Raw genomic sequence first — 18,663 nt, forward strand, 5'->3', positions numbered from 1 at the left:
AACTCCTCGCTGGTCACGGGGAGTTGTCGAGCATGCGTACGGCATAGGCGGCGGGACTAGGCCCTATACCACTTCTCGCCCTTGCGTACGAACAACTTCTGTTATTCGGCGCAAACTGCTGAAACCAGACGGTCGTTGGGGTTACTGTCAGTTTCGTGTTCGCTGCAGAACGTCGCCAATTGATCCTCGAAATGGTGCGAGCGAACGGGGCCGTGTCGCTCCGTGAGCTCGCCCGCGTCGTCCAGACCTCCGAAGTGACCGTACGGCGGGACGTGCGCGCACTGGAGGCAGAAGGACTCCTCGACCGCCGGCATGGCGGTGCGGTATTGCCGGGCGGGTTCACGCGGGAGTCCGGCTTTCCGCAGAAGTCACATCTCGCGACCGCCGAGAAGACGGCCATCGCCGACCTCGCCGCGAACTTCGTGGAAGAGGGCGAGGCGATCGTCGTCGGGGCGGGGACCACCACGCAGGAGCTGGCCCGCCGGCTCGCTCGCATCCCCGGACTGACCGTCGTCACCAACTCCCTGCTGGTGGCACAGGCGTTGGCCCATGCCAACCGGGTCGAGGTCGTGATGACCGGCGGCACGCTCCGCGGTTCGAACTACGCGCTGGTGGGCAGCGGCGCCGAGCAGTCCCTGCAGGGGCTGCGGGTGTCGCGGGCCTTCATCTCCGGGAGCGGCCTCACCGCCGAGCGTGGGCTGTCCACGTCCAACATGCTCTCGGCGTCCGTCGACCGGGCGTTGGTGCAGGCGGCCGCGGAGGTCGTCGTCCTTGCCGACCATACGAAGCTCGGTACGGACACCATGTTCCAGACGGTGCCCACGGAGGTCATCACACGGCTCGTCACCGATGATCCGCCGGCTCACGACGACCGCGCCCACACCGAGTTGCAGGCTCTGGCCGACCAGGGGGTGCAGATCGCCGTGGCCGGGGCGACCGGGAACCCGGGGGGTGACGAGGTCCCGGCGCGGCGGCGTGCTCTGCCGGGGCCGAGGCGGGGACAGGCGCCGGCGCCCGGGTTGCGGTCCGCTGCGGCGGTGCTCGGGGAGCAGGGGCCGGCAGAGCGGGAGCGGGCCCGGGTTGCGGATTTGCGGCGGCGTTAGGCTCGCCGTTCGCCTATTCGCCGTAGGAGGTTGTGGTGGTGCGCGAGTGCCGGTTGTTTGTGGCTTGTCGCGCCCACGCGGCGGAGCCGCATATCGATACAGCCCCGCGCCCCTTAAGTCGGCTTGAGTCCCCGCAACGTCAAGTGCAGCAGTCTGTCCGCCAGGCCCGGGTCTCCCGGTGTTTCCTCCGCCGCCAATGCGATTGCGTGGGTGAGTTGGAGGAGGTCGGTGATCGCCACGCCCTCCCGGACCGCGCCCGCTTCCTGCGCCCGTGCCAGCAGCGCTCCGCCCGCCTCCCTGATCGGGCCGCTGCACTGGGCCAGGGCCGAGGTGTTGTCGTACGAGACGGACATCAGGGACCTGGCCAGGCCGCGGTACTCGCCCGCATGGGTGACCATCGCGCGCAGCCACGTCACCAGGGCCGCGCATGGCTCCGGGGTGTCGAGGAGTTCTCGGGAGCGGGTCAGGAGGTCGCCGACCGCGTCCTCGAAGACCGCGCTCAGCAAGGCGTCGCGGTTGGGGAAGTGGCGGTACAGCGTGCCGATTCCGACGCCCGCGCGGCGGGCCACGTCCTCCAGGGACGCGTCCGTGCCGCGTTCGGCGAAGGCGGAGCGGGCCTCGGTGACCAGACGCTCGTAGTTGCGGCGGGCATCGGCGCGCATGCCTGCCGGCGGCCGGGCCATGGGGTTCACCTGCCCTTCCTTCACTCGTTCCGTGGGCTCAGCATGCCATCGGCCGCCGGACACCGAGAAAGAGGCGCCCGGTGGGCTGATCGCTCAGTCCACCGGGCGCCTCAGGACGTCGTACGGCTCAGTCCTTGATCTCGCAGATCGCCGCGCCGGAGGTGAGGGAGGCGCCGACCTCGGCGGACAGGCCCTTGACGGTGCCGGACTTGTGCGCGTTCAGCGGCTGTTCCATCTTCATCGCCTCGAGGACGACGATCAGGTCGCCTTCCTTGACCTCCTGGCCCTCCTCGACGGCCACCTTGACGATGGTGCCCTGCATCGGGGAGGCGAGGGTGTCGCCGGAGGCCGCGGGGCCGGACTTCTTGGCCGCGCGCCGCTTGGGCTTGGCGCCGGCGGCGAGGCCGGTGCGGGCCAGGGTCATGCCGAGGGAGGCCGGCAGGGAGACCTCCAGGCGCTTGCCGCCGACCTCGACGACGACCGTCTCACGACCGGCTTCCTCGTCCGCCTCGGTGTCGGCGGGCGCGGCGAAGGGCTTGATGTCGTTGACGAACTCGGTCTCGATCCAGCGGGTGTGGACCGTGAACGGCTCGCTGGAGCCGGTCAGTTCCGGCGCGAACGCCGGGTCCTGCACCACCGCGCGGTGGAACGGGATCGCCGTGGCCATGCCCTCGACCTGGAACTCCGCCAGCGCACGGGCCGCGCGCTGCAACGCCTGCTCGCGGGTGGCGCCGGTGACGATCAGCTTGGCCAGCAGGGAGTCCCAGGCCGGGCCGATCACGCTGCCGGACTCGACGCCCGCGTCCAGGCGGACGCCCGGACCCGACGGCGCGGAGAACGTGGTGACCGTGCCAGGGGCGGGCAGGAAGTTGCGGCCCGGGTCTTCGCCGTTGATACGGAACTCGAAGGAATGGCCGCGCAGCGGCGGGTCGTCGTAGCCGAGGGCTTCGCCGTCGGCGATGCGGAACATCTCGCGCACCAGGTCGATGCCGGCGACCTCTTCGGTGACCGGGTGCTCGACCTGCAGGCGGGTGTTGACCTCCAGGAAGGAGATCGTGCCGTCGAGGCCGACGAGGAACTCCACCGTGCCGGCGCCGACGTAGCCGGCCTCCTTCAGGATCGCCTTGGAGGAGGAGTACAGCTCGGCGACCTGCTCGTCCGAGAGGAACGGCGCGGGGGCCTCCTCGACCAGCTTCTGGTGCCGGCGCTGCAGCGAGCAGTCACGCGTCGAGACGACCACGACGTTGCCGTGGGAGTCGGCCAGGCACTGGGTCTCCACGTGCCGCGGCTTGTCGAGGTAGCGCTCGACGAAGCACTCGCCGCGGCCGAAGGCGGCGACGGCCTCGCGGACCGCGGAGTCGTACAGCTCCGGCACCTCTTCGAGCGTGCGGGCGACCTTCAGGCCGCGGCCGCCGCCGCCGAACGCGGCCTTGATGGCGATCGGCAGGCCGTGCTCCTCGGCGAAGGCGACGACTTCCTCGGCCCCGGAGACGGGGTCGGGGGTGCCGGCCACGAGCGGGGCGCCGGCCCGCTGGGCGATGTGCCGGGCGGCGACCTTGTCGCCGAGGTCGCGGATGGCCTGCGGCGGCGGGCCGATCCAGATCAGACCGGCGTCCAGAACGGCCTGGGCGAAGTCGGCGTTCTCGGAGAGGAAGCCGTAGCCGGGGTGGATCGCGTCCGCCCCGGATTCACGCGCGGCGTTCAGCACCTTGTCGATGTCCAGGTAGCTGGTGGCCGGAGTGTCACCGCCCAGGGCGAACGCCTCATCCGCGGCGCGGACATGCAGAGCGTCCCGGTCCGGGTCGGCATAGACGGCCACGCTCGCGATCCCGGCGTCCCGGCAGGCCCGGGCCACGCGGACAGCGATTTCGCCACGGTTGGCGATGAGCACCTTGCGCACGATTGAGGCTCCCTCCTTGAAACAAGCCGAGTTTAGGGACTGCCGACACGCCACATCGACCCGTCCCCAGTGGTGAGCTTGCCCACACGGAGCGTGATTCCAGGCTCGCTCGACCTGCGAAATCCCATGTCGCGCCTCGGCACGCAGGTCTCTTCCCGGAAACCCTAGCCCTCCGCTGTGGTCAAGGTCTCTGTCATCACGTGCTGCGGGCCACTCGGTTTCTTTGTGGAATCCCTACGAATGGCCCAATGATTCTTTGCTGTCGCCCGAACCCTTGTCCCGGGGTTTACCCGTTAGTAGCGTTCGCGATGTCTCGTACGTACTTGGGGTAACAGCGCGGAGCTCGGAAGTGGGTGGGGACCGGTGGTACGCAGGCCGGTGGCGTGGGTGGTGGCGGTCGTGCTCTTCGTCGAGGGGCTCGGCGTCGCGGCGCTGCAGTGGTTTCTCGGCGTCGTCGTCGATCGGCAGGACATGTCCTTGGCGGGCCTGGACCCTGACGTGATGTCGATGTCCTCGAAGATCGGCGGCCTGGTCTTCGGCGCCTACTTCGCGCTGTGCGGGCTGGTCGCCCTGCTCGTGGCCGTGCGCGACCGCGCCCCGGCCGGCTTCGGGCGCATCCTGCTCATCAGCGCGGCCGTGGTGCACGGGCTGCTGGGCGCGTTCGCCTGGGGGCTGGTGGGCTGGACGGCGTTCCTGTTCATGGTCGTCGTACTAGGCCTGATAGTGCTGCTGCTGATGACGTACGACGCCCAGGGCACGCCCACCTCCGAGGAGCCCGCCGACGCCGCTCCCGACGGGGGCAAGGGCGGCGACGGCTCCCCTGCGGGCGGTTCCCCGGTCACCCCTCCGCCGGCGCCCACAACTCCGTGATGCCGATGCCCAGTTGGCTCAGCAGTCGCCGCACCAGCGGCAGGCTGATGCCGATCACATTGCCGTGGTCGCCGTCGATGCCGTCGATGAACGGGGCCGAGCGGCCGTCGAGGGTGAACGCCCCGGCGACGTAGAGGGGTTCGCCGGAGGCGACGTACGCGGCGATCTCCTCGTCGGTCGGCTCGCCGAAGCGGACGACCGTGGAGGCGGTGGCGGAGGTGTAGCGGCCGGTTGCGGTGTCGTAGACGCAGTGGCCGGTCTGCAGTGTGCCCGCGCGGCCGCGCATCGACTTCCAGCGGGCCGTGGCCTCCTCGGCGTCGGCCGGCTTGCCCAGGGCCTCGCCGTCCAGGTCGAGGACAGAGTCGCAGCCGATCACGATCGCGCCCTTGACCTCCGGCTTCGCCGCCACGACGGAGGCCTTCGCCTCGGCCAGGGCAAGCGCCAGCTCGGCGGGGGTGGGCGCGGTGACGGCGTCCTCGTCGACGCCGCTCACGATGACCTCGGGGTCCAGCCCGGCCTGGCGGAGCAGATTGAGCCGGGCGGGGGACTGGGAGGCGAGGACGAGTCGGCGGCGCGGCTGATCAGTCATGCGGTCAGCGTATCGGCGTGCCCGGCCGGGCTCACCTCAGCCCGAGCACGATCATCGCGAGCACCATGGCCAGCGCCATGAGAACGCCCAGCCGCCGCAACATCTCCTGCATGTCGCGCAGTTCCTTGGGCGGCTCGTTCTCGGGGTCGGACCACAGCATGCCTTCCATCGTCGATCGGGGGTCCGGGGCGGCGCCTGAGTACGCATACTCAACTTTCCCGCAAACGGTGCTACGGTCCCTTTAGTTAAAGGTGCTTCAGTTCCGTTTGGAGGATGTGCTGCCATGTTCACGGCTTCCTGGACCGCGTCACCTCAGCTGCCCGGCGAGGGCTTCACACCCAACTGGTCCCGCGAGGGCTTCTGGCGCCAGTCGCTGCGGCAGGTCGTACGGCTGTCGGCGGGCGGTGACCGGGTGCGGGTGCGGCTGTCCAACGCGTACGGCACCTCGCCCGTGCGCCTCGCGGGCGCGAGCGTGGGGCGTACGGCCGTCGGAGCCGCCGTGGAGCCGGAGTCGCTCACGCGGCTCACCTTCGGGGGCGCAGACGAGGCCCGGATACCGGCGCGTGAGGAGATCGTCAGCGATGACGTCCCGCTCGCCGTCGTCGCCGGGGAGTCGTTGACCGTGACCCTGTACTTCGACGCCGCGACCGGGCCCGCGACCTTCCACGCGCAGGCGTTCACGGCCGGCTACCGGGGCGAGGGCGATCTGTCGGCGGAGGTGGGCGGCGAGGGCTTCGACGCGGTCACCGAGTCCTGGTACTTCCTGTCGGCCGTGGAGGTCGACGCCGGCCGTGCGGACGCCGTCGCCCTCTTCGGCGACTCGATCACGGACGGGTTCGGCTCGACGGTGGGTGCGGACCGGCGCTGGTCCGACGCGCTCGCCGGGCGCACGGGGCGGCCGGTCCTCAACGCGGGGATCGGCGGGAATCTGCTGCTCAACGACTCGGCCTGGTACGGCGAGAAGGGCGTCCACCGGTTGCGCCGGGACGTCCTCGACCGGCCCGGCGTGGACACCCTCGTCGTCCTGCTCGGCCTCAACGACATCGGGTTCGGCGAGACGGACGAGCAGCCGACGTACAAACCGGCGCCGGTGGTGGAGGCGGAGGAACTCGTCGCCGGGCACCGGGAGTTGATACGCCAGGGCAGGGCGGCCGGGCTGACGGTGGTCGGCTGCACGCTGCTGCCGTTCGGGGGCTCGGACCACTGGGGCGAGCATGCGGCCAAGGTGAGCCACGAGCTGAACGAATGGATTCGCTGCTCGGGAGAGTACGACGCGGTGGTGGACCTCAACCGGGCGCTGGCCGATCCGGCGGATCCGGATCGGCTGCGGCCGGCGTACGACTTCGGCGATCACCTGCACCCGAATGACGCGGGGTACGAGGTGATGGCCGAAGTCCTGGCGGCGACCCTCTGACTTAACCGGGCCAGTACGTGCGCGCCCACGTCGACGGCCCCGGCTGCGGCAGCCGGTGTGAGGCGATGCGGGACGGGTCCGACCACCCGTCCCGCGGCTTGGGTGCGCCGGACGGCGTGGCTGCTGCCGCCGCGGCGCGGGCGCGGACCACCGCCAGTGCGGCGGCCAGCTCCTCCGGTGTCGGGTTGCCCCGTAGGACCTTGATGTTCATGGCGGCTCCCAGCAGGCCTAGAGGGGGATGTTGCCGTGCTTCTTCGGAGGCAGGGATTCCCGCTTGGTGCGCAGTTGACGCAGGCCGCGTACGACATGGCGGCGGGTGTCGGACGGCATGATCACCGAGTCGATGTAGCCGCGCTCGGCCGCGATGTAGGGGTTGAGGAGGGTGTCCTCGTACTCCTGGATCAGCCGGGCGCGCACCGCCTCCAGATCCTCGCCGTTCGCCTCCGCCTCGGCGATGGTGCGCCGGTGCAGGATGTTGACGGCGCCCTGGGCGCCCATGACGGCGATCTGGGCGGTCGGCCAGGCGAGGTTGATGTCGGCGCCGAGGTGCTTGGAGCCCATGACGTCATAGGCGCCGCCGAAGGCCTTGCGGGTGATGACCGTGATGAGCGGGACCGTGGCTTCCGCGTAGGCGTAGATCAGCTTGGCGCCTCGGCGGATGATGCCGTCGTGCTCCTGGTCGACGCCGGGCAGGAAGCCGGGCACGTCCACGAAGGTGATCACGGGCACGTTGAAGGCGTCGCAGGTCCGCACGAAGCGGGCCGCCTTCTCGCTGGCCTGGATGTCGAGGCAGCCGGCGAACTGCATCGGCTGGTTGGCCACGATGCCGACCGGGCGGCCCTCGACCCGGCCGAAGCCGGTGAGGATGTTCGGCGCGAACAGCGGCTGCGTCTCGAAGAACTCGGCGTCGTCCAGGATGTGTTCGATCACCGTGTGCATGTCGTACGGCTGGTTCGCGCTGTCCGGCACGATGCGGTCCAGCTCGTGGTCCTCGTCGGTGACGGCGAGGTCCGCCTCCTCCGGGAACGCCGGAGGCTCGGACAGGTTGTTGGACGGCAGGTACGACAGCAGCTGCTTGACGTACTCGATGGCGTCCTTCTCGTCGCCGGCCATGTGATGGGCCACGCCGGAGGCGGAGTTGTGGGTGCGGGCGCCGCCCAGCTCCTCGAAGCCGACGTCCTCACCGGTGACGGTCTTGATGACGTCCGGGCCGGTGATGAACATGTGCGAGGTCTGGTCGACCATGACCGTGAAGTCGGTGATGGCGGGGGAGTACACCGCACCGCCCGCACACGGGCCGACGACCAGGCTGATCTGCGGGATGACGCCGCTCGCGTGCGTGTTGCGGCGGAAGATCTCGCCGTACGCGCCCAGCGAGGCCACGCCCTCCTGGATGCGGGCGCCGCCGGAGTCGTTGATGCCGATGACCGGACAGCCGGTCTTCAGCGCGAAGTCCATGACCTTGACGATCTTCTGGCCGTAGACCTCGCCCAGCGCACCGCCGAAGACGGTGAAGTCCTGGGAGAACACGGCGACGGGGCGGCCGTCGACGGTTCCGTACCCGGTGACGACGCCGTCGCCGTACGGGCGGTTCTTCTCCAGGCCGAAGTTGGTGGAGCGGTGCCGGGCGAACTCGTCGAGCTCGACGAAGGAGTCCTCGTCGAGGAGCAGCTCGATGCGCTCACGAGCCGTCAACTTGCCCTTGGCGTGCTGCTTTTCGACGGCGCGAGCGGAGCCGGCGTGCGTCGCTTCCTCGATACGGCGCTGGAGATCCGCGAGCTTGCCCGCGGTGGTGTGGATGTCGATCCCTTGGATCTCGTGACGCTCTTCCGGCTCGGACATCGGGATGGCGCTCCCTGCCTGCTCAAAAGGGGGGACGGTTACTCATCCGTAGCGTAGTGGGGTGCCTACGAATCAGCAGTGCGGCGTTTCACACACCTAGGGTGGCTTGCATGACGCCGCGAGATGCATCAGACGACAGCCGCTGGTCCGACCTGGAACGTCCGCCGCTGAACGCCGCCGCGCTGCGCCGCGGGCTGGTCAAGGACGGCGGACACGGCGGGCTCTACTGCGACATCGAGGTCGTGCAGCGTACCGGCTCCACGAACGCCGATCTGGTGGCCCTGGCCACCGAGGGCAGGGCGGAGGAGGGCGCCGTCCTCGTCGCCGAGGAGCAGACGGCGGGCAGGGGGCGGCTGGACCGGCAGTGGACGGCACCGGCCCGCTCGGGCCTGTTCTTCTCCGTGCTGCTGAACCCGGCCGAGGTGCCGGCCGCCCGCTGGGGGTGGCTGCCGCTGCTCACGGGCGTCGCCGTGGCCACGGGGCTGTCGCGGGCCGCCGGCGTCGATACGGCACTCAAGTGGCCCAACGACCTGCTGGTGACTGTCGGTGGCGAGGAGCGAAAGGCCGGCGGGATCCTGGCGGAGCGGGCCGGGAACGAAGGCGTGGTCATCGGCGTCGGCATCAATGTCACCCTGCGTGAGGACGAGCTGCCGGTGCCCCAGGCGGGCTCACTGGCCCTCGCCGGAGCCGTGAGCACGGACCGGGATCCGCTGCTGCGAGGCGTGCTGCGGTCGCTGGAGGAGTGGTACGGGCGCTGGCGGGCCGCGGTGGGGGACCCGGTGGTGAGCGGGCTGCAGGAGACGTACGCGGCGGGGTGCGCGACGCTGGGGAGGGTCGTGCGGGCCGAGTTGCCGGGGGATCGGTCGATCACCGGGGAGGCGGTCGCCATCGACGGCGACGGACGGCTGGTGCTGGCCACGGCGGAAGGGGTGCAGGAGCCCGTAGGAGCGGGGGACATCGTGCATCTGAGGCCGGCGTAGGTGCGGGTGGGGCTGTACGCCTCTCGGGAGTGAGGTGGCCCACACCTGCCGTAAAGTGAAGGCCGGTCGATTTACTGACCGCGGCAGATCGGAAGGGCAGCAGGCGTGACCGTCGACGATTCGGGCTCCGGCACGGGCGCGGACGGCCGGGTGGACCCCCACGCCGCCGACCCCGGCGAGGATCCGCTCGCCCTGCGCCTCGAAGGCCTCATCCTCGGCGCCGAGCGGCGCTACACCCCGTTTCAGGCGGCCCGCAGCGCCGGAGTCTCCATGGAGCTGGCGTCCCGGTTCTGGCGGGCCATGGGCTTCGCCGACATCGGGCAGGCCAAGGCGCTGACCGAGGCAGATGTACTGGCGCTCAGGCGCCTCGCCGGTCTCGTCGAGGCGGGGCTGCTCAGCGAGGCCATGGCCGTGCAGGTGGCCAGGTCCACCGGACAGACCACCGCGCGGCTCGCCGAGTGGCAGATCGACTCCTTCCTGGAGGGGCTGACCGAGCCGCCGGAGCCGGGGATGACGCGCACCGAGGTGACGTACCCGATCATCGAGCTGCTCCTGCCCGAGCTGGAGGAGTTCCTCGTCTACGTCTGGCGCCGCCAGCTCGCCGCCTCGGCCGGCCGCGTCATCCAGGCCGCCGACGACGAGGAGATGGTCGACCGGAGGCTGGCGGTCGGATTCGCCGACCTCGTCGGGTTCACGCGGCTGACCCGCCGTATGGAGGAGGAGGAACTCGGCGAACTCGTCGAGGCCTTCGAGACCACGGCGGCCGACCTGGTGGCCGCGCGCGGCGGGCGACTGGTCAAGACGCTCGGCGACGAGGTCCTGTACGCGGCCGACGACGCGGGGGTCGCGGCGGAGATCGCCCTGCGGCTCATCGAGACGATGGCGGGCGACGAGACGATGCCCGAGCTGCGCGTCGGCATCGCCTTCGGCACGGTGACCACCCGTATGGGCGATGTCTTCGGTACGACCGTGAACCTGGCCTCCCGGCTCACGTCGATAGCTCCGCGTGACGCCGTTCTCGTCGACAGCGCCTTCGCGGAGGAACTCATCCGAACGGGTGAAGCGCCTGCGTCGGAGGCGGAGGCCGCGGAAGCCGCTGCCGCCGCGGAGAAGGAGGGGGAGGAGCCGCCGGTGTATCGGTTTGCGCTGCAGCCGATGTGGCAGCGGCCGGTGCGGGGGCTTGGTGTGGTGGAGCCTTGGCTTTTGACGCGGAGGGCGTCCTCGGGGGACTGAGCGCCGTTCAGCTGACTGTGGTGTGTCGGCTGCGGGTGTGTGGGGGCTGGTCGCGCAGTTCCCCGCGCCCCTTTGGGGCGTTGCAGTGAGCGATCTTGTCAGTTGCCGTCGGCCAGGGAATCTACGCAAAGGCCGATGACCGGCACGCAGACTGAGTCCTCGTCGGGGTGATCCGGCTGGGGGGCCGGGGGATTTGTCGTCGGTCGGCTGGGGGGCTGGGGCGGGGCCGGTTGGGGTGTCTGGCTGGTCTGCGCTGGTGGGCGGGGTGCGGACGGGTGTGCCGGGGTGTCTGCCGACGGCGTGCCGGGGCCTGCCGGCGCTGTGGTGTTCGGTTTCGGTACGACGATCGTGGTCGTTGTCGGTGTCGTGTTCAGGCCGCCCATGACGGAGGTGGCGGACGGGCTCGGCTGTGAGGCGGCCGTCGGGACGGTGGCGGCGGCGTTTGCCGAGTTGTCCGTGCGCGTGTGCGCGTCCATGCCTGGGTCGGAGTCCGAGGCGGGCTCCGTTTCCGTTGCGCCCAGGCCCGCTACTTCGGTGTCTGGGGTCAGGCGTACGAGGCTCAGGGCGCCGGCCGCCAGGGCCAGGCCGCCGGCTGCCAGGAGGACCTTGCGGGGGCGGGGGCGCCGGTGGCGGCCGCGGGGGCCGAAGAGTCGGGTGGTGGTCTGTCCGTCCTCACCGACCGTCACGGTTTCCGTCGTTGTTTCCGTGGTCCGACTCATCACGACCCCTCCCAACCCGCTCGCGCCCCCGATGCGCCGTGGCTCGCGCACGTTATGCGCTGTCGTTGGCGGTAGGGCGGGAGTTGGGCGGGATGTCACTCGAACGGGGTGTCGGGACCGGCCTTTCCCTGGCGGGGTCCGACTGCGATGATCGGGATGAGTGTTGTTAACCCGCGTTAACTGGAGGGTGTCATGAGTGAGCAGCGGTACGGAGAGTTCGTGCTGGTGCGGCGACACGGCGACGGCGACGGCGGCGTCGGGCATGTCGCGGAGCTCGTCCTCGACCGGCCCAAGGCCATGAACGCCGTGTCGACGGAGATGGCCCGTTCGATCGCGGGGGCGTGTGCGGCGCTGGGGGCCGACCGTGACGTACGGGTGGTGGTGCTGACCTCGACGCATGAGCGGGCGTTCTGTGTCGGGGCGGATCTGAAGGAGCGGAATTCGTTCAGCGACGCGGATCTGGTGCGGCAGCGGCCCGTGGCGCGGGGGGCCTACACGGGGGTGCTGGAGTTGCCGGTGCCGACGATCGCGGCGGTGCACGGCTTCGCCCTGGGGGGTGGCTTCGAACTGGCTTTGTCCTGCGATGTGATCGTGGCCGACCGTACGGCTGTGGTGGGGCTGCCCGAGGTGTCGGTCGGGGTGATTCCAGGGGGTGGGGGTACGCAGTTGCTGCCTCGGCGAGTGGGGGCTGCTCGGGCGGCGGAGCTGATCTTCACTGCGCGGCGCGTCGAGGCTGGTGAGGCTCGGGAGCTGGGGCTGGTGGATGTGCTGGTCGAGGAGGGGCGGGCTCGGGAGGAGGCCCTGGCGCTCGGGGGCCGGATCGCCGTGAACTCACCGGTCGGCCTGCGGGCGGCCAAGCGTGCGCTGCGGGTGGGGCATGGGCTGGACCTGCGGGCCGGGCTGGAGGTCGAGGACGCGGCTTGGCGGGCGACGGCGTTTTCCGGGGACCGGGCGGAGGGGGTGGCGGCGTTCAACGAGAAGCGGCGGCCTGAGTGGCCGGGGGAGTGACGGGGGCCCTTTGGGGGTTGGGTGGGGTGACCGGTTGGGGGGCGGGGCGATTGCTGGTGGGGTGGCAGGAGTTGCCGGTGGGGCGGTGGATCGCTGGCGGGGAGGGGCGGATTGCTCCCCGTTCGCCACACCAACGTCCCAAATCGGCGCAAAACTACCTAGCCTGGAGTGATGGGTGAGGACAGACGGCTCGCGGCCGTAGTGGCGTTGGCGCAGGGGATGGCGGCGGCGCACACCCCGCGTGAGTCCTGGCGGGCGGCGGCGCTCGGGGCGTGTCGGGCCTTGGCCGGGAGCTTTGCGGCGCTGTCGGTGTGGGAGCGGGAGCTCGGGCGGTTGCGGGTGCTCGTGAATGTGGGGGACCGGGCTCGGGGGGAAGAGGAGTTTCCGAGCGACGAGGCCTATCCCGTGCATCAGTTCCCGGAGATCACCGAATTCCTGCACGAGCGGTGGGCCGCCGGTGGTGAGCCCAACGCCTGGGTGGAGACGGCCGAGGGTCCCTCCACCGGTCATCCCGGGTACTGCCACCAGCGGGTGGCCGCCCTGCGGCGTCGTGGACGGGGCTGCTGTGTCGTGGCGCCGATCGTGCTGAACGGGCGTGCTTGGGGAGAGCTGTATGTAGCCCGTTCCGCCGGTGCGCCTGTCTTCGACCGTGAGGACGCCGACTTCGCGACGGTGCTGGCCTCCGTCGTGGCCGCCGGGATAGCGCAGTGCGAGCGGCTGGAGGAGGCTCGGCGGCTGGCGTTCACCGACGCGTTGACGGGGCTGGCCAATCGGCGGGCTGTCGATGTGCGGTTGGAGGAGGCCATTGAGCGGCACCGCGGTCACGGTGTCGTCGTGAGCCTCGTCGTCTGCGATCTCAATGGGCTGAAGCGGGTGAACGACACGCGGGGGCATGCCGTGGGCGACCGGCTTCTGGAGCGGTTCGGGTCGGTGTTGTCGCTGTGTGGTGCCATGCTGCCCGGGGCTCTTGCGGCTCGGCTCGGCGGTGACGAGTTCTGTCTGCTTGTCGTCGGGGCGCCCGCCGATGATGTGGTGAAGGCTGCCGATGAACTGTGCCGGCGTGCCGCTGAGTTGGAGCTGGGGGAAGGGGTCGCGTGTGGGGTGGCGTCCACGGAGGATGCCATCGGGCCGGTTCGCTCTGCGCGGCGGCTGTTTCGGCTTGCTGATGCGGCTCAGTACCAGGCGAAGGCGGTTCGGGCCGGGAAGCCTGTTGTTGCGGGGCGGGAGGGGCCGGACGATCCTGTGGTGCGGCTCGCTGACGCGGAGCCCTCCGGGGAGGGGGTCGTGGAACGGCGGCGCTTCCGTGGCCGCCTGCCGTGACGGTGCCCGGCGCGGGGGCGGGCCTCGCGGGTTTTCGCCCCCGCCGCCCCTACCCGACCCGTCCCTGGGGGCTGCCGCCCCCAGACCCCCGCTTCGGCCCTGAACGGGCCTCGTCCTCAAACGCCGGACGGGCTGGATGATGCCGACCGGTGCTGGGAAGTGGCGGTTGACGCCGGTGTTGTAAGGGTCGTACCAGCCGCCCACTAGTGACATCTTCGTCTTCACTGCGTACGCTCCTGAATATGGATATGCACACTGTGGTGGTGGGGACGTCCGGGGTCACCGCGTCCGACGTTCTTGCCGTGGCGCGCGGTGGGGCGCGTGTGGAGTTGTCGGGGGAGGCGGTGGCGGCGCTTGGCGCGGCGCGCGAGATCGTGGAGGCGTTGGCGGCCAAGCCCGACCCGGTCTACGGCGTCTCCACCGGCTTCGGGGCCCTGGCGACCCGGCACATCAGCCAGGAGCTGCGGGCCCAGCTGCAGCGCAACATCGTGCGCTCGCACGCCGCCGGGATGGGGCCGCGGGTGGAGCGCGAGGTCGTACGGGCGCTGATGTTCCTGCGGCTCAAGACCGTCTGCTCGGGGCATACCGGTGTGCGGCCGGAGGTCGCGCAGACCATGGCTGACGTTCTGAACGCCGGCATCACGCCCGTCGTCCACGAGTACGGCTCCCTCGGCTGCTCCGGCGACCTCGCTCCCCTTTCGCACTGCGCCCTCGCGCTGATGGGGGAAGGGGAGGCGGAGGGTCCGGACGGGAGTGTGCGGCCTGCTGGAGAACTTCTCGCCGCCCACGGCATCGCACCCGTCGAGCTGCGGGAGAAGGAGGGCCTCGCCCTCCTCAACGGCACCGACGGCATGCTCGGGATGCTCGTCATGGCCCTCGCCGACCTCGACACCCTTTACAAGTCCGCCGACGTCACCGCAGCGCTGAGCCTTGAAGGGCTCCTCGGGACGGACAAGGTGCTCGCACCCGAGTTGCATGCCATCCGGCCGCATCCGGGACAAGGCGCCTCCGCCGCCAACATGCTGGCCGTGCTGAAGGGTTCGGGGCTGACCGGACATCACCAGGACGACGCGCCCCGCGTCCAGGACGCGTACTCGGTGCGGTGTGCTCCGCAGGTCGCCGGTGCCGGGCGGGACACCATGGCCCACGCCCGGCTCGTCGCCGAGCGGGAGCTGGCGTCGGCGGTCGACAACCCCGTCGTCCTGCCCGACGGGCGCGTCGAGTCCAACGGCAACTTCCATGGCGCGCCCGTCGCCTACGTGCTCGACTTCCTCGCTATCGCCGTCGCCGACCTCGCCTCCATCGCCGAGCGCCGGACCGACCGGCTGCTGGACAAGAACCGCAGCCACGGGCTGCCGCCGTTCCTGGCCGACGACGCCGGCGTCGACTCGGGGCTGATGATCGCCCAGTACACGCAGGCCGCCCTGGTGAGCGAGTTGAAGCGGCTGGCCGTTCCCGCGTCCGCCGACTCCATTCCCTCCTCCGCCATGCAGGAGGACCACGTCTCCATGGGCTGGTCCGCCGCCCGCAAGCTGCGTACCGCCGTCGACAACCTCACGCGTGTCCTGGCGGTCGAGCTCTACGCCGCCACCCGCGCCATCGAGCTGCGGGAAGGGCTCGCCCCGGCACCGGCCTCGCAGGCGGTCATCGACGCCGTACGGGCCGCCGGAGTCCAGGGCCCGGGGCCGGACCGGTTCCTGGCGCCCGACCTCGCCGCGGCCGATGCGTTCGTGCGGGGTGGGGAGCTGGTCGTGGCGGTGGAGAAGGTCACCGGGCCGCTCCAGTGATTCCGTAACTCCCAGGACGCCACCGTGGCATGGAAGGGGGCCCCGTCGTACGTGCGACGGGGCCCCGGTGCGGCGAGTGCGGGTTACTTCAGCTTCGCGGCCTGCGCGTCGATGAGGGCGGCCGGGACGTCGTACGCCTTGTCCGTCATCATCAGACCGAGGTTCATCGTGTAGTACGTGGCGATGGTGCTGCCGTGCCGGACGACCTCGACGTGCGTGGTGCCCACGTCGCCGTCCTCCAGGTCGCTCTTCGCGGTGAACGCCACCGACTCGTCACCGGCCCCGGACGCCTTCTCCGAGCTGATCTTGGTGATCTTCTGATCCGTGCCCTGCATGGTGACGGGGAAGCCCCCGGAGCAGCTCTCCACCGCGTCCGACACGGACTTGAAGGTCTGCTCGGCGCCGTCACCGTCGTACGAGGAGAGTCCCACGACGGTCATGTTGAGGCTCAGCGCGTCGGCGAAGGAGTCCTCGAACTCGCCCTCGCTCAGGTCCTCCAGGGACTTGGAGGCGGTGTCGGAGGGCTTCTTCTTGTCCTCCGTGGCCATCACGGCCGCGTTCGAGGCCGAGTCGCCCGGCGCGAGGCCGCCCATGGCGTAGGCCAGCGGGACGCACTTGTCCTCGCTGCTCTTGATGTCGTCCTTGGACTTCGGCAGCTGCTTGCCGGAGGCGTCCACCTTGTATCCGTCGACATCGCTTGCGGCGATGATCGCCTTCTTCAACTCCGCGGAGCTCAGCGCCTTCGCGTCCGAACCGCCGGAGTCACCCCCGCAACCCGTGACAAGGGCGAGCGACAGCGCGCTCACGGCAACCGTGGCGGCTACACGCACGCCCGATGATCTCTTCATGGGCGGACTATGAAGCCCATGTCAAGGAAGCGTCAAGCGAATTCAAAATCCGAGACGTTCGCGGCGCACCGAATAGGCGACGAAGCCCGCGCCCAGCGCGAGGAACGCGGTCCCGCCGACGATGTACGGCGTGGTGTCGAAGCTTCCGGTGTCGGCGAGCCGGGTGCTGTCCTCGGCGGTGTCGTCCGTGCTCTCGGAGGCGGCCCGCGCCTGCTGTGTGACCTGCGTCGACGGGGCCGCCGAAGGCTCCGTTCTCGCCGGCTCGTCCCCCGTGGCGTTGGCGGAGGGCACGAACCACAGGGCGCCCAGCAGGGCCCCCGCGGCGGTGGCGGTCAGCAGCGATCGGCGTGCGGTGGACGACGATCGGTGAGCGGCGGACACGGAATATCGATCCCCTTGTGGCGCTGGCGAATTGGCCGTGTGGGGCGATGTTAGTGAAAGTCGCGGGTCACGGGAAAGTCACGGGGGAAATGAGCCGTACGCTCCGGGCATGAGTACACCAGAAACATCACGTTTTGTACGGCTTCGCGTGGAACTCGTTCTCGAAGTGGAGGACGAGGACGCCCTGACCAAGGCCGCGCTACGGCGGATCGCCGGCGACGAAACCATGCCGGCCGACGAACGGGCCCACGCCGAAAGCGCTGTGACGGAAGACACGGCGGAAGCCCTCGCTTATCTCATCGACCCGTTCGACCTGGTCAGCGAGGTGCCTGGGATCGACCTCGCGCAAGCCTCCTGGTCCAGCGAGCGCATCGGGTACGACCCGGATTCGCCGGAGTGGGACCTCGACGACGATGATGTCGACGAGGACTTCGACGACGAAGGCGCTGAAGGCGCTGAGGGTGCTGAAGGGGTCAAGAGGGTCGGCTGACGCGGCTTGGGGAAATCGTGACCCCGGGCGGCAACCGCCGCCCGGGGTTTCGTCGTCTCATGGGGCGCACTGACCGAGACCCGCACCATCCGCCCCGGCGGACGTGGTGTGCCCCACACATGCAAGGAATGTGGAACGGGACGAACCGGTCGTAGCGTTGAAGATTTGACGGGGACTCTCGGGCTGTTTTGGGGATTCGGGAACAATGGAGAAGCGTGTGATGACGAACAGTAAGCGGCGCAAGGGCCTGGCGGTCGCGTCCGCACTGCTCGGCGGTGTCCTGGTGCTCTCTGCCTGCTCCGGCGGCGACGACAACGCCTCCGGGAGTGACGGCGGCGACTCCTCGCAGGCCAAGGTCGACGAGGCGGCCGCCAAGAAGACCTCCGAGGCCCAGATCAAGATCACGCCCGAGGACGGCACCGACAACGCCTCCATCAACAACTCCGCCGCCGTCACCGTGAGCAAGGGCACGCTCACCGAGGTGACGATGACGACCGCCGACGGCGCCGCGGTCGAGGGCGAGATATCCGCCGACAAGACCAGCTGGAAGCCCAGCGCCCAGCTGGAGCGCTCCACGACCTACAAGGTCGCGGTGACCGCGAAGGACTCCAAGGGCCTGGAGGCCCACGAGAACGCCTCCTTCACCACCGTCTCCCCGAACAACAGCTTCCTCGGCTACTTCACGCCGGAAGACGGCTCCACCGTCGGCGTCGGTATGCCCGTGTCGATCAACTTCGACAAGGCGATCAGCAACAAGGCGGCCGTCCAGAAGGGCGTCACCGTCTCCTCCACCAGCGGCCAGGAAGTCGTCTGCCACTGGTTCAACGACCAGCGCATGGACTGCCGGCCCGACGAGTACTGGCAGGAGGGTTCGACCGTCACCATGAAGATGGCCCTGGACGGCGTCGAGGGCTCCGACGGTGTCTACGGCGTCCAGGAGAAGACGGTCACCTTCAAGATCGGCCGCAACCAGGTCTCGTACGTCGACGCGAAGACCAAGCAGATGAAGGTCACGCAGGACGGCAAGACCATCAAGACCATCCCGATCTCGGCCGGTTCGCCGGAGAACAAGACCTACGAAGGCATCATGGTGATGTCCGAGATGTTCAAGGAGACGCGCATGAACGGCGCGACCGTGGGCTTCACGGACGACGACGGCAAGGGCGAGTACGACATCAAGGACGTGCCGCACGCCATCCGCCTGTCCAACTCCGGCACCTTCGTGCACGGCAACTACTGGGGCGCCAAGTCCATCTTCGGCAGTGTGAACACCAGCCATGGCTGCGTGGGCCTGTCCGACACCAAGGGCGCCAACGACAAGGGCACGGCCGGCTACTGGTTCTACAACAACTCCATCGTCGGTGACGTCGTGGTCGTCCAGAACACAGGCGACAAGACGATCGCGCCGGACAACGGCCTCAACGGCTGGAACATGGACTGGGCGCAGTGGAAGGCCGGTTCGGCCGTCTGACGCGACGCACAGCTGACCGATGCCG

General features: G+C 69.9%; 18 protein-coding genes. 10 read left to right on the forward strand and 8 right to left on the reverse strand.

From position 1 onward, the window contains the following. The first annotated feature begins 155 nt into the window (after window positions 1–155). On the forward strand, window positions 156–1,103 hold the full coding sequence (locus EHO50_RS24780; RefSeq protein WP_128433355.1) for a DeoR/GlpR family DNA-binding transcription regulator: 948 nt from the start codon (window positions 156–158) through the stop codon (window positions 1,101–1,103). Window positions 1,104–1,216: 113 nt separating this feature from the next. On the opposite strand, the gene EHO50_RS24785 is transcribed toward EHO50_RS24780, so the two are convergent. Next, complete coding sequence (locus tag EHO50_RS24785) at window positions 1,217–1,765, reverse strand: TetR/AcrR family transcriptional regulator (protein WP_128433516.1); 549 nt, start codon at window positions 1,763–1,765, stop codon at window positions 1,217–1,219. Between the two features lie 148 nt (window positions 1,766–1,913). Beyond that, window positions 1,914–3,686 carry an acetyl/propionyl/methylcrotonyl-CoA carboxylase subunit alpha gene (locus EHO50_RS24790; RefSeq protein ID WP_128433356.1) on the reverse strand — a complete coding sequence of 591 codons (1,773 nt, stop codon included), beginning with the start codon at window positions 3,684–3,686 and terminating at the stop codon, window positions 1,914–1,916. A 363-nt stretch (window positions 3,687–4,049) separates the two neighbouring features. Between EHO50_RS24790 and EHO50_RS24795 the strand changes: the two genes are divergently transcribed. Further along, window positions 4,050–4,556: a hypothetical protein gene (locus EHO50_RS24795; protein WP_128433357.1), complete on the forward strand. Its 507-nt coding sequence runs from the start codon at window positions 4,050–4,052 to the stop codon at window positions 4,554–4,556. Here the strand turns inward: EHO50_RS24795 and EHO50_RS24800 are convergent. Together EHO50_RS24800 and mmpB are read right to left on the reverse strand one after the other, a co-directional pair. Further along, the gene (locus EHO50_RS24800; RefSeq protein ID WP_128433358.1) at window positions 4,525–5,145 is read right to left on the reverse strand and encodes a Maf family protein; all 621 of its coding nucleotides are present in this window, start codon (window positions 5,143–5,145) and stop codon (window positions 4,525–4,527) included. The two genes, EHO50_RS24795 and EHO50_RS24800, sit on opposite strands and share 32 nt — an antisense overlap. Window positions 5,146–5,176: 31 nt before the next feature. Beyond that, entirely contained in the window at window positions 5,177–5,305 is a 129-nt protein-coding gene (mmpB, locus tag EHO50_RS45675; protein ID WP_281288241.1) for a morphogenic membrane protein MmpB, read from the reverse strand. A 123-nt stretch (window positions 5,306–5,428) separates the two neighbouring features. Here mmpB and EHO50_RS24805 point away from each other — a divergent pair, with 123 nt between their 5' ends. Continuing rightward, window positions 5,429–6,559, forward strand: coding sequence for an SGNH/GDSL hydrolase family protein (locus tag EHO50_RS24805; RefSeq protein WP_128433359.1), 1,131 nt, complete (start codon window positions 5,429–5,431; stop codon window positions 6,557–6,559). 1 nt (window position 6,560) lies between these two features. On the opposite strand, the gene EHO50_RS24810 is transcribed toward EHO50_RS24805, so the two are convergent. Then, the gene (locus EHO50_RS24810; RefSeq protein ID WP_128433360.1) at window positions 6,561–6,770 is read right to left on the reverse strand and encodes an acyl-CoA carboxylase epsilon subunit; all 210 of its coding nucleotides are present in this window, start codon (window positions 6,768–6,770) and stop codon (window positions 6,561–6,563) included. A 17-nt stretch (window positions 6,771–6,787) separates the two neighbouring features. Further along, window positions 6,788–8,401, reverse strand: coding sequence for an acyl-CoA carboxylase subunit beta (locus EHO50_RS24815; RefSeq protein ID WP_128433361.1), 1,614 nt, complete (start codon window positions 8,399–8,401; stop codon window positions 6,788–6,790). Between the two features lie 110 nt (window positions 8,402–8,511). Between EHO50_RS24815 and EHO50_RS24820 the strand changes: the two genes are divergently transcribed. The 5 genes from EHO50_RS24820 to hutH all read left to right on the forward strand — a co-directional run bounded on the left by EHO50_RS24820 (window position 8,512) and on the right by hutH (window position 15,448). Then, on the forward strand, window positions 8,512–9,381 hold the full coding sequence (locus EHO50_RS24820) for a biotin--[acetyl-CoA-carboxylase] ligase (protein ID WP_128433362.1): 870 nt from the start codon (window positions 8,512–8,514) through the stop codon (window positions 9,379–9,381). 105 nt (window positions 9,382–9,486) lie between these two features. Continuing rightward, window positions 9,487–10,614: an adenylate/guanylate cyclase domain-containing protein gene (locus EHO50_RS24825; protein WP_128433363.1), complete on the forward strand. Its 1,128-nt coding sequence runs from the start codon at window positions 9,487–9,489 to the stop codon at window positions 10,612–10,614. 911 nt (window positions 10,615–11,525) lie between these two features. After that, window positions 11,526–12,341, forward strand: coding sequence for an enoyl-CoA hydratase/isomerase family protein (locus EHO50_RS24835; RefSeq protein WP_128433364.1), 816 nt, complete (start codon window positions 11,526–11,528; stop codon window positions 12,339–12,341). A 171-nt stretch (window positions 12,342–12,512) separates the two neighbouring features. Next, on the forward strand, window positions 12,513–13,661 hold the full coding sequence (locus EHO50_RS24840; protein WP_128433365.1) for a GGDEF domain-containing protein: 1,149 nt from the start codon (window positions 12,513–12,515) through the stop codon (window positions 13,659–13,661). A 248-nt stretch (window positions 13,662–13,909) separates the two neighbouring features. Next, window positions 13,910–15,448: a histidine ammonia-lyase gene (gene hutH, locus EHO50_RS24845; RefSeq protein WP_128433518.1), complete on the forward strand. Its 1,539-nt coding sequence runs from the start codon at window positions 13,910–13,912 to the stop codon at window positions 15,446–15,448. A gap of 83 nt (window positions 15,449–15,531) precedes the next feature. Here the strand turns inward: hutH and EHO50_RS24850 are convergent, their stop codons facing one another. Next, window positions 15,532–16,296, reverse strand: a complete 765-nt coding sequence (locus tag EHO50_RS24850; protein ID WP_181449685.1) for a hypothetical protein — start codon at window positions 16,294–16,296, stop codon at window positions 15,532–15,534. Between the two features lie 42 nt (window positions 16,297–16,338). Further along, on the reverse strand, window positions 16,339–16,677 hold the full coding sequence (locus EHO50_RS24855; protein WP_246101388.1) for a hypothetical protein: 339 nt from the start codon (window positions 16,675–16,677) through the stop codon (window positions 16,339–16,341). A gap of 109 nt (window positions 16,678–16,786) precedes the next feature. On the opposite strand from EHO50_RS24855, the gene EHO50_RS24860 reads away from it, so the two are divergent. Next, window positions 16,787–17,167: a hypothetical protein gene (locus EHO50_RS24860; protein WP_128433366.1), complete on the forward strand. Its 381-nt coding sequence runs from the start codon at window positions 16,787–16,789 to the stop codon at window positions 17,165–17,167. A 220-nt stretch (window positions 17,168–17,387) separates the two neighbouring features. Beyond that, complete coding sequence (locus EHO50_RS24865) at window positions 17,388–18,638, forward strand: L,D-transpeptidase (protein ID WP_128433367.1); 1,251 nt, start codon at window positions 17,388–17,390, stop codon at window positions 18,636–18,638. Window positions 18,639–18,663 lie beyond the last annotated feature (25 nt).

Source organism: Streptomyces cyaneus (assembly GCF_004028635.1).
GTDB classification, from domain to species: Bacteria; Actinomycetota; Actinomycetes; order Streptomycetales; family Streptomycetaceae; genus Streptomyces; species Streptomyces cyaneus.

What these genes read in the sequence shown, in the direction of transcription:
- EHO50_RS24785 (WP_128433516.1), bottom strand. Translation starts at nt 1,765, where the DNA reads ATGCGCGCCGATGCCCGCCGCAACTACGAGCGTCTGGTCACCGAGGCC.
- EHO50_RS24800 (WP_128433358.1), bottom strand. Translation starts at nt 5,145, where the DNA reads ATGACTGATCAGCCGCGCCGCCGACTCGTCCTCGCCTCCCAGTCCCCC.
- mmpB (WP_281288241.1), bottom strand. Translation starts at nt 5,305, where the DNA reads ATGCTGTGGTCCGACCCCGAGAACGAGCCGCCCAAGGAACTGCGCGAC.
- EHO50_RS24805 (WP_128433359.1), top strand. Translation starts at nt 5,429, where the DNA reads ATGTTCACGGCTTCCTGGACCGCGTCACCTCAGCTGCCCGGCGAGGGC.
- EHO50_RS24810 (WP_128433360.1), bottom strand. Translation starts at nt 6,770, where the DNA reads ATGAACATCAAGGTCCTACGGGGCAACCCGACACCGGAGGAGCTGGCC.
- EHO50_RS24815 (WP_128433361.1), bottom strand. Translation starts at nt 8,401, where the DNA reads ATGTCCGAGCCGGAAGAGCGTCACGAGATCCAAGGGATCGACATCCAC.
- EHO50_RS24820 (WP_128433362.1), top strand. Translation starts at nt 8,512, where the DNA reads ATGACGCCGCGAGATGCATCAGACGACAGCCGCTGGTCCGACCTGGAA.
- EHO50_RS24835 (WP_128433364.1), top strand. Translation starts at nt 11,526, where the DNA reads ATGAGTGAGCAGCGGTACGGAGAGTTCGTGCTGGTGCGGCGACACGGC.
- EHO50_RS24840 (WP_128433365.1), top strand. Translation starts at nt 12,513, where the DNA reads ATGGGTGAGGACAGACGGCTCGCGGCCGTAGTGGCGTTGGCGCAGGGG.
- hutH (WP_128433518.1), top strand. Translation starts at nt 13,910, where the DNA reads ATGCACACTGTGGTGGTGGGGACGTCCGGGGTCACCGCGTCCGACGTT.
- EHO50_RS24850 (WP_181449685.1), bottom strand. Translation starts at nt 16,296, where the DNA reads ATGAAGAGATCATCGGGCGTGCGTGTAGCCGCCACGGTTGCCGTGAGC.
- EHO50_RS24860 (WP_128433366.1), top strand. Translation starts at nt 16,787, where the DNA reads ATGAGTACACCAGAAACATCACGTTTTGTACGGCTTCGCGTGGAACTC.
- EHO50_RS24865 (WP_128433367.1), top strand. Translation starts at nt 17,388, where the DNA reads ATGACGAACAGTAAGCGGCGCAAGGGCCTGGCGGTCGCGTCCGCACTG.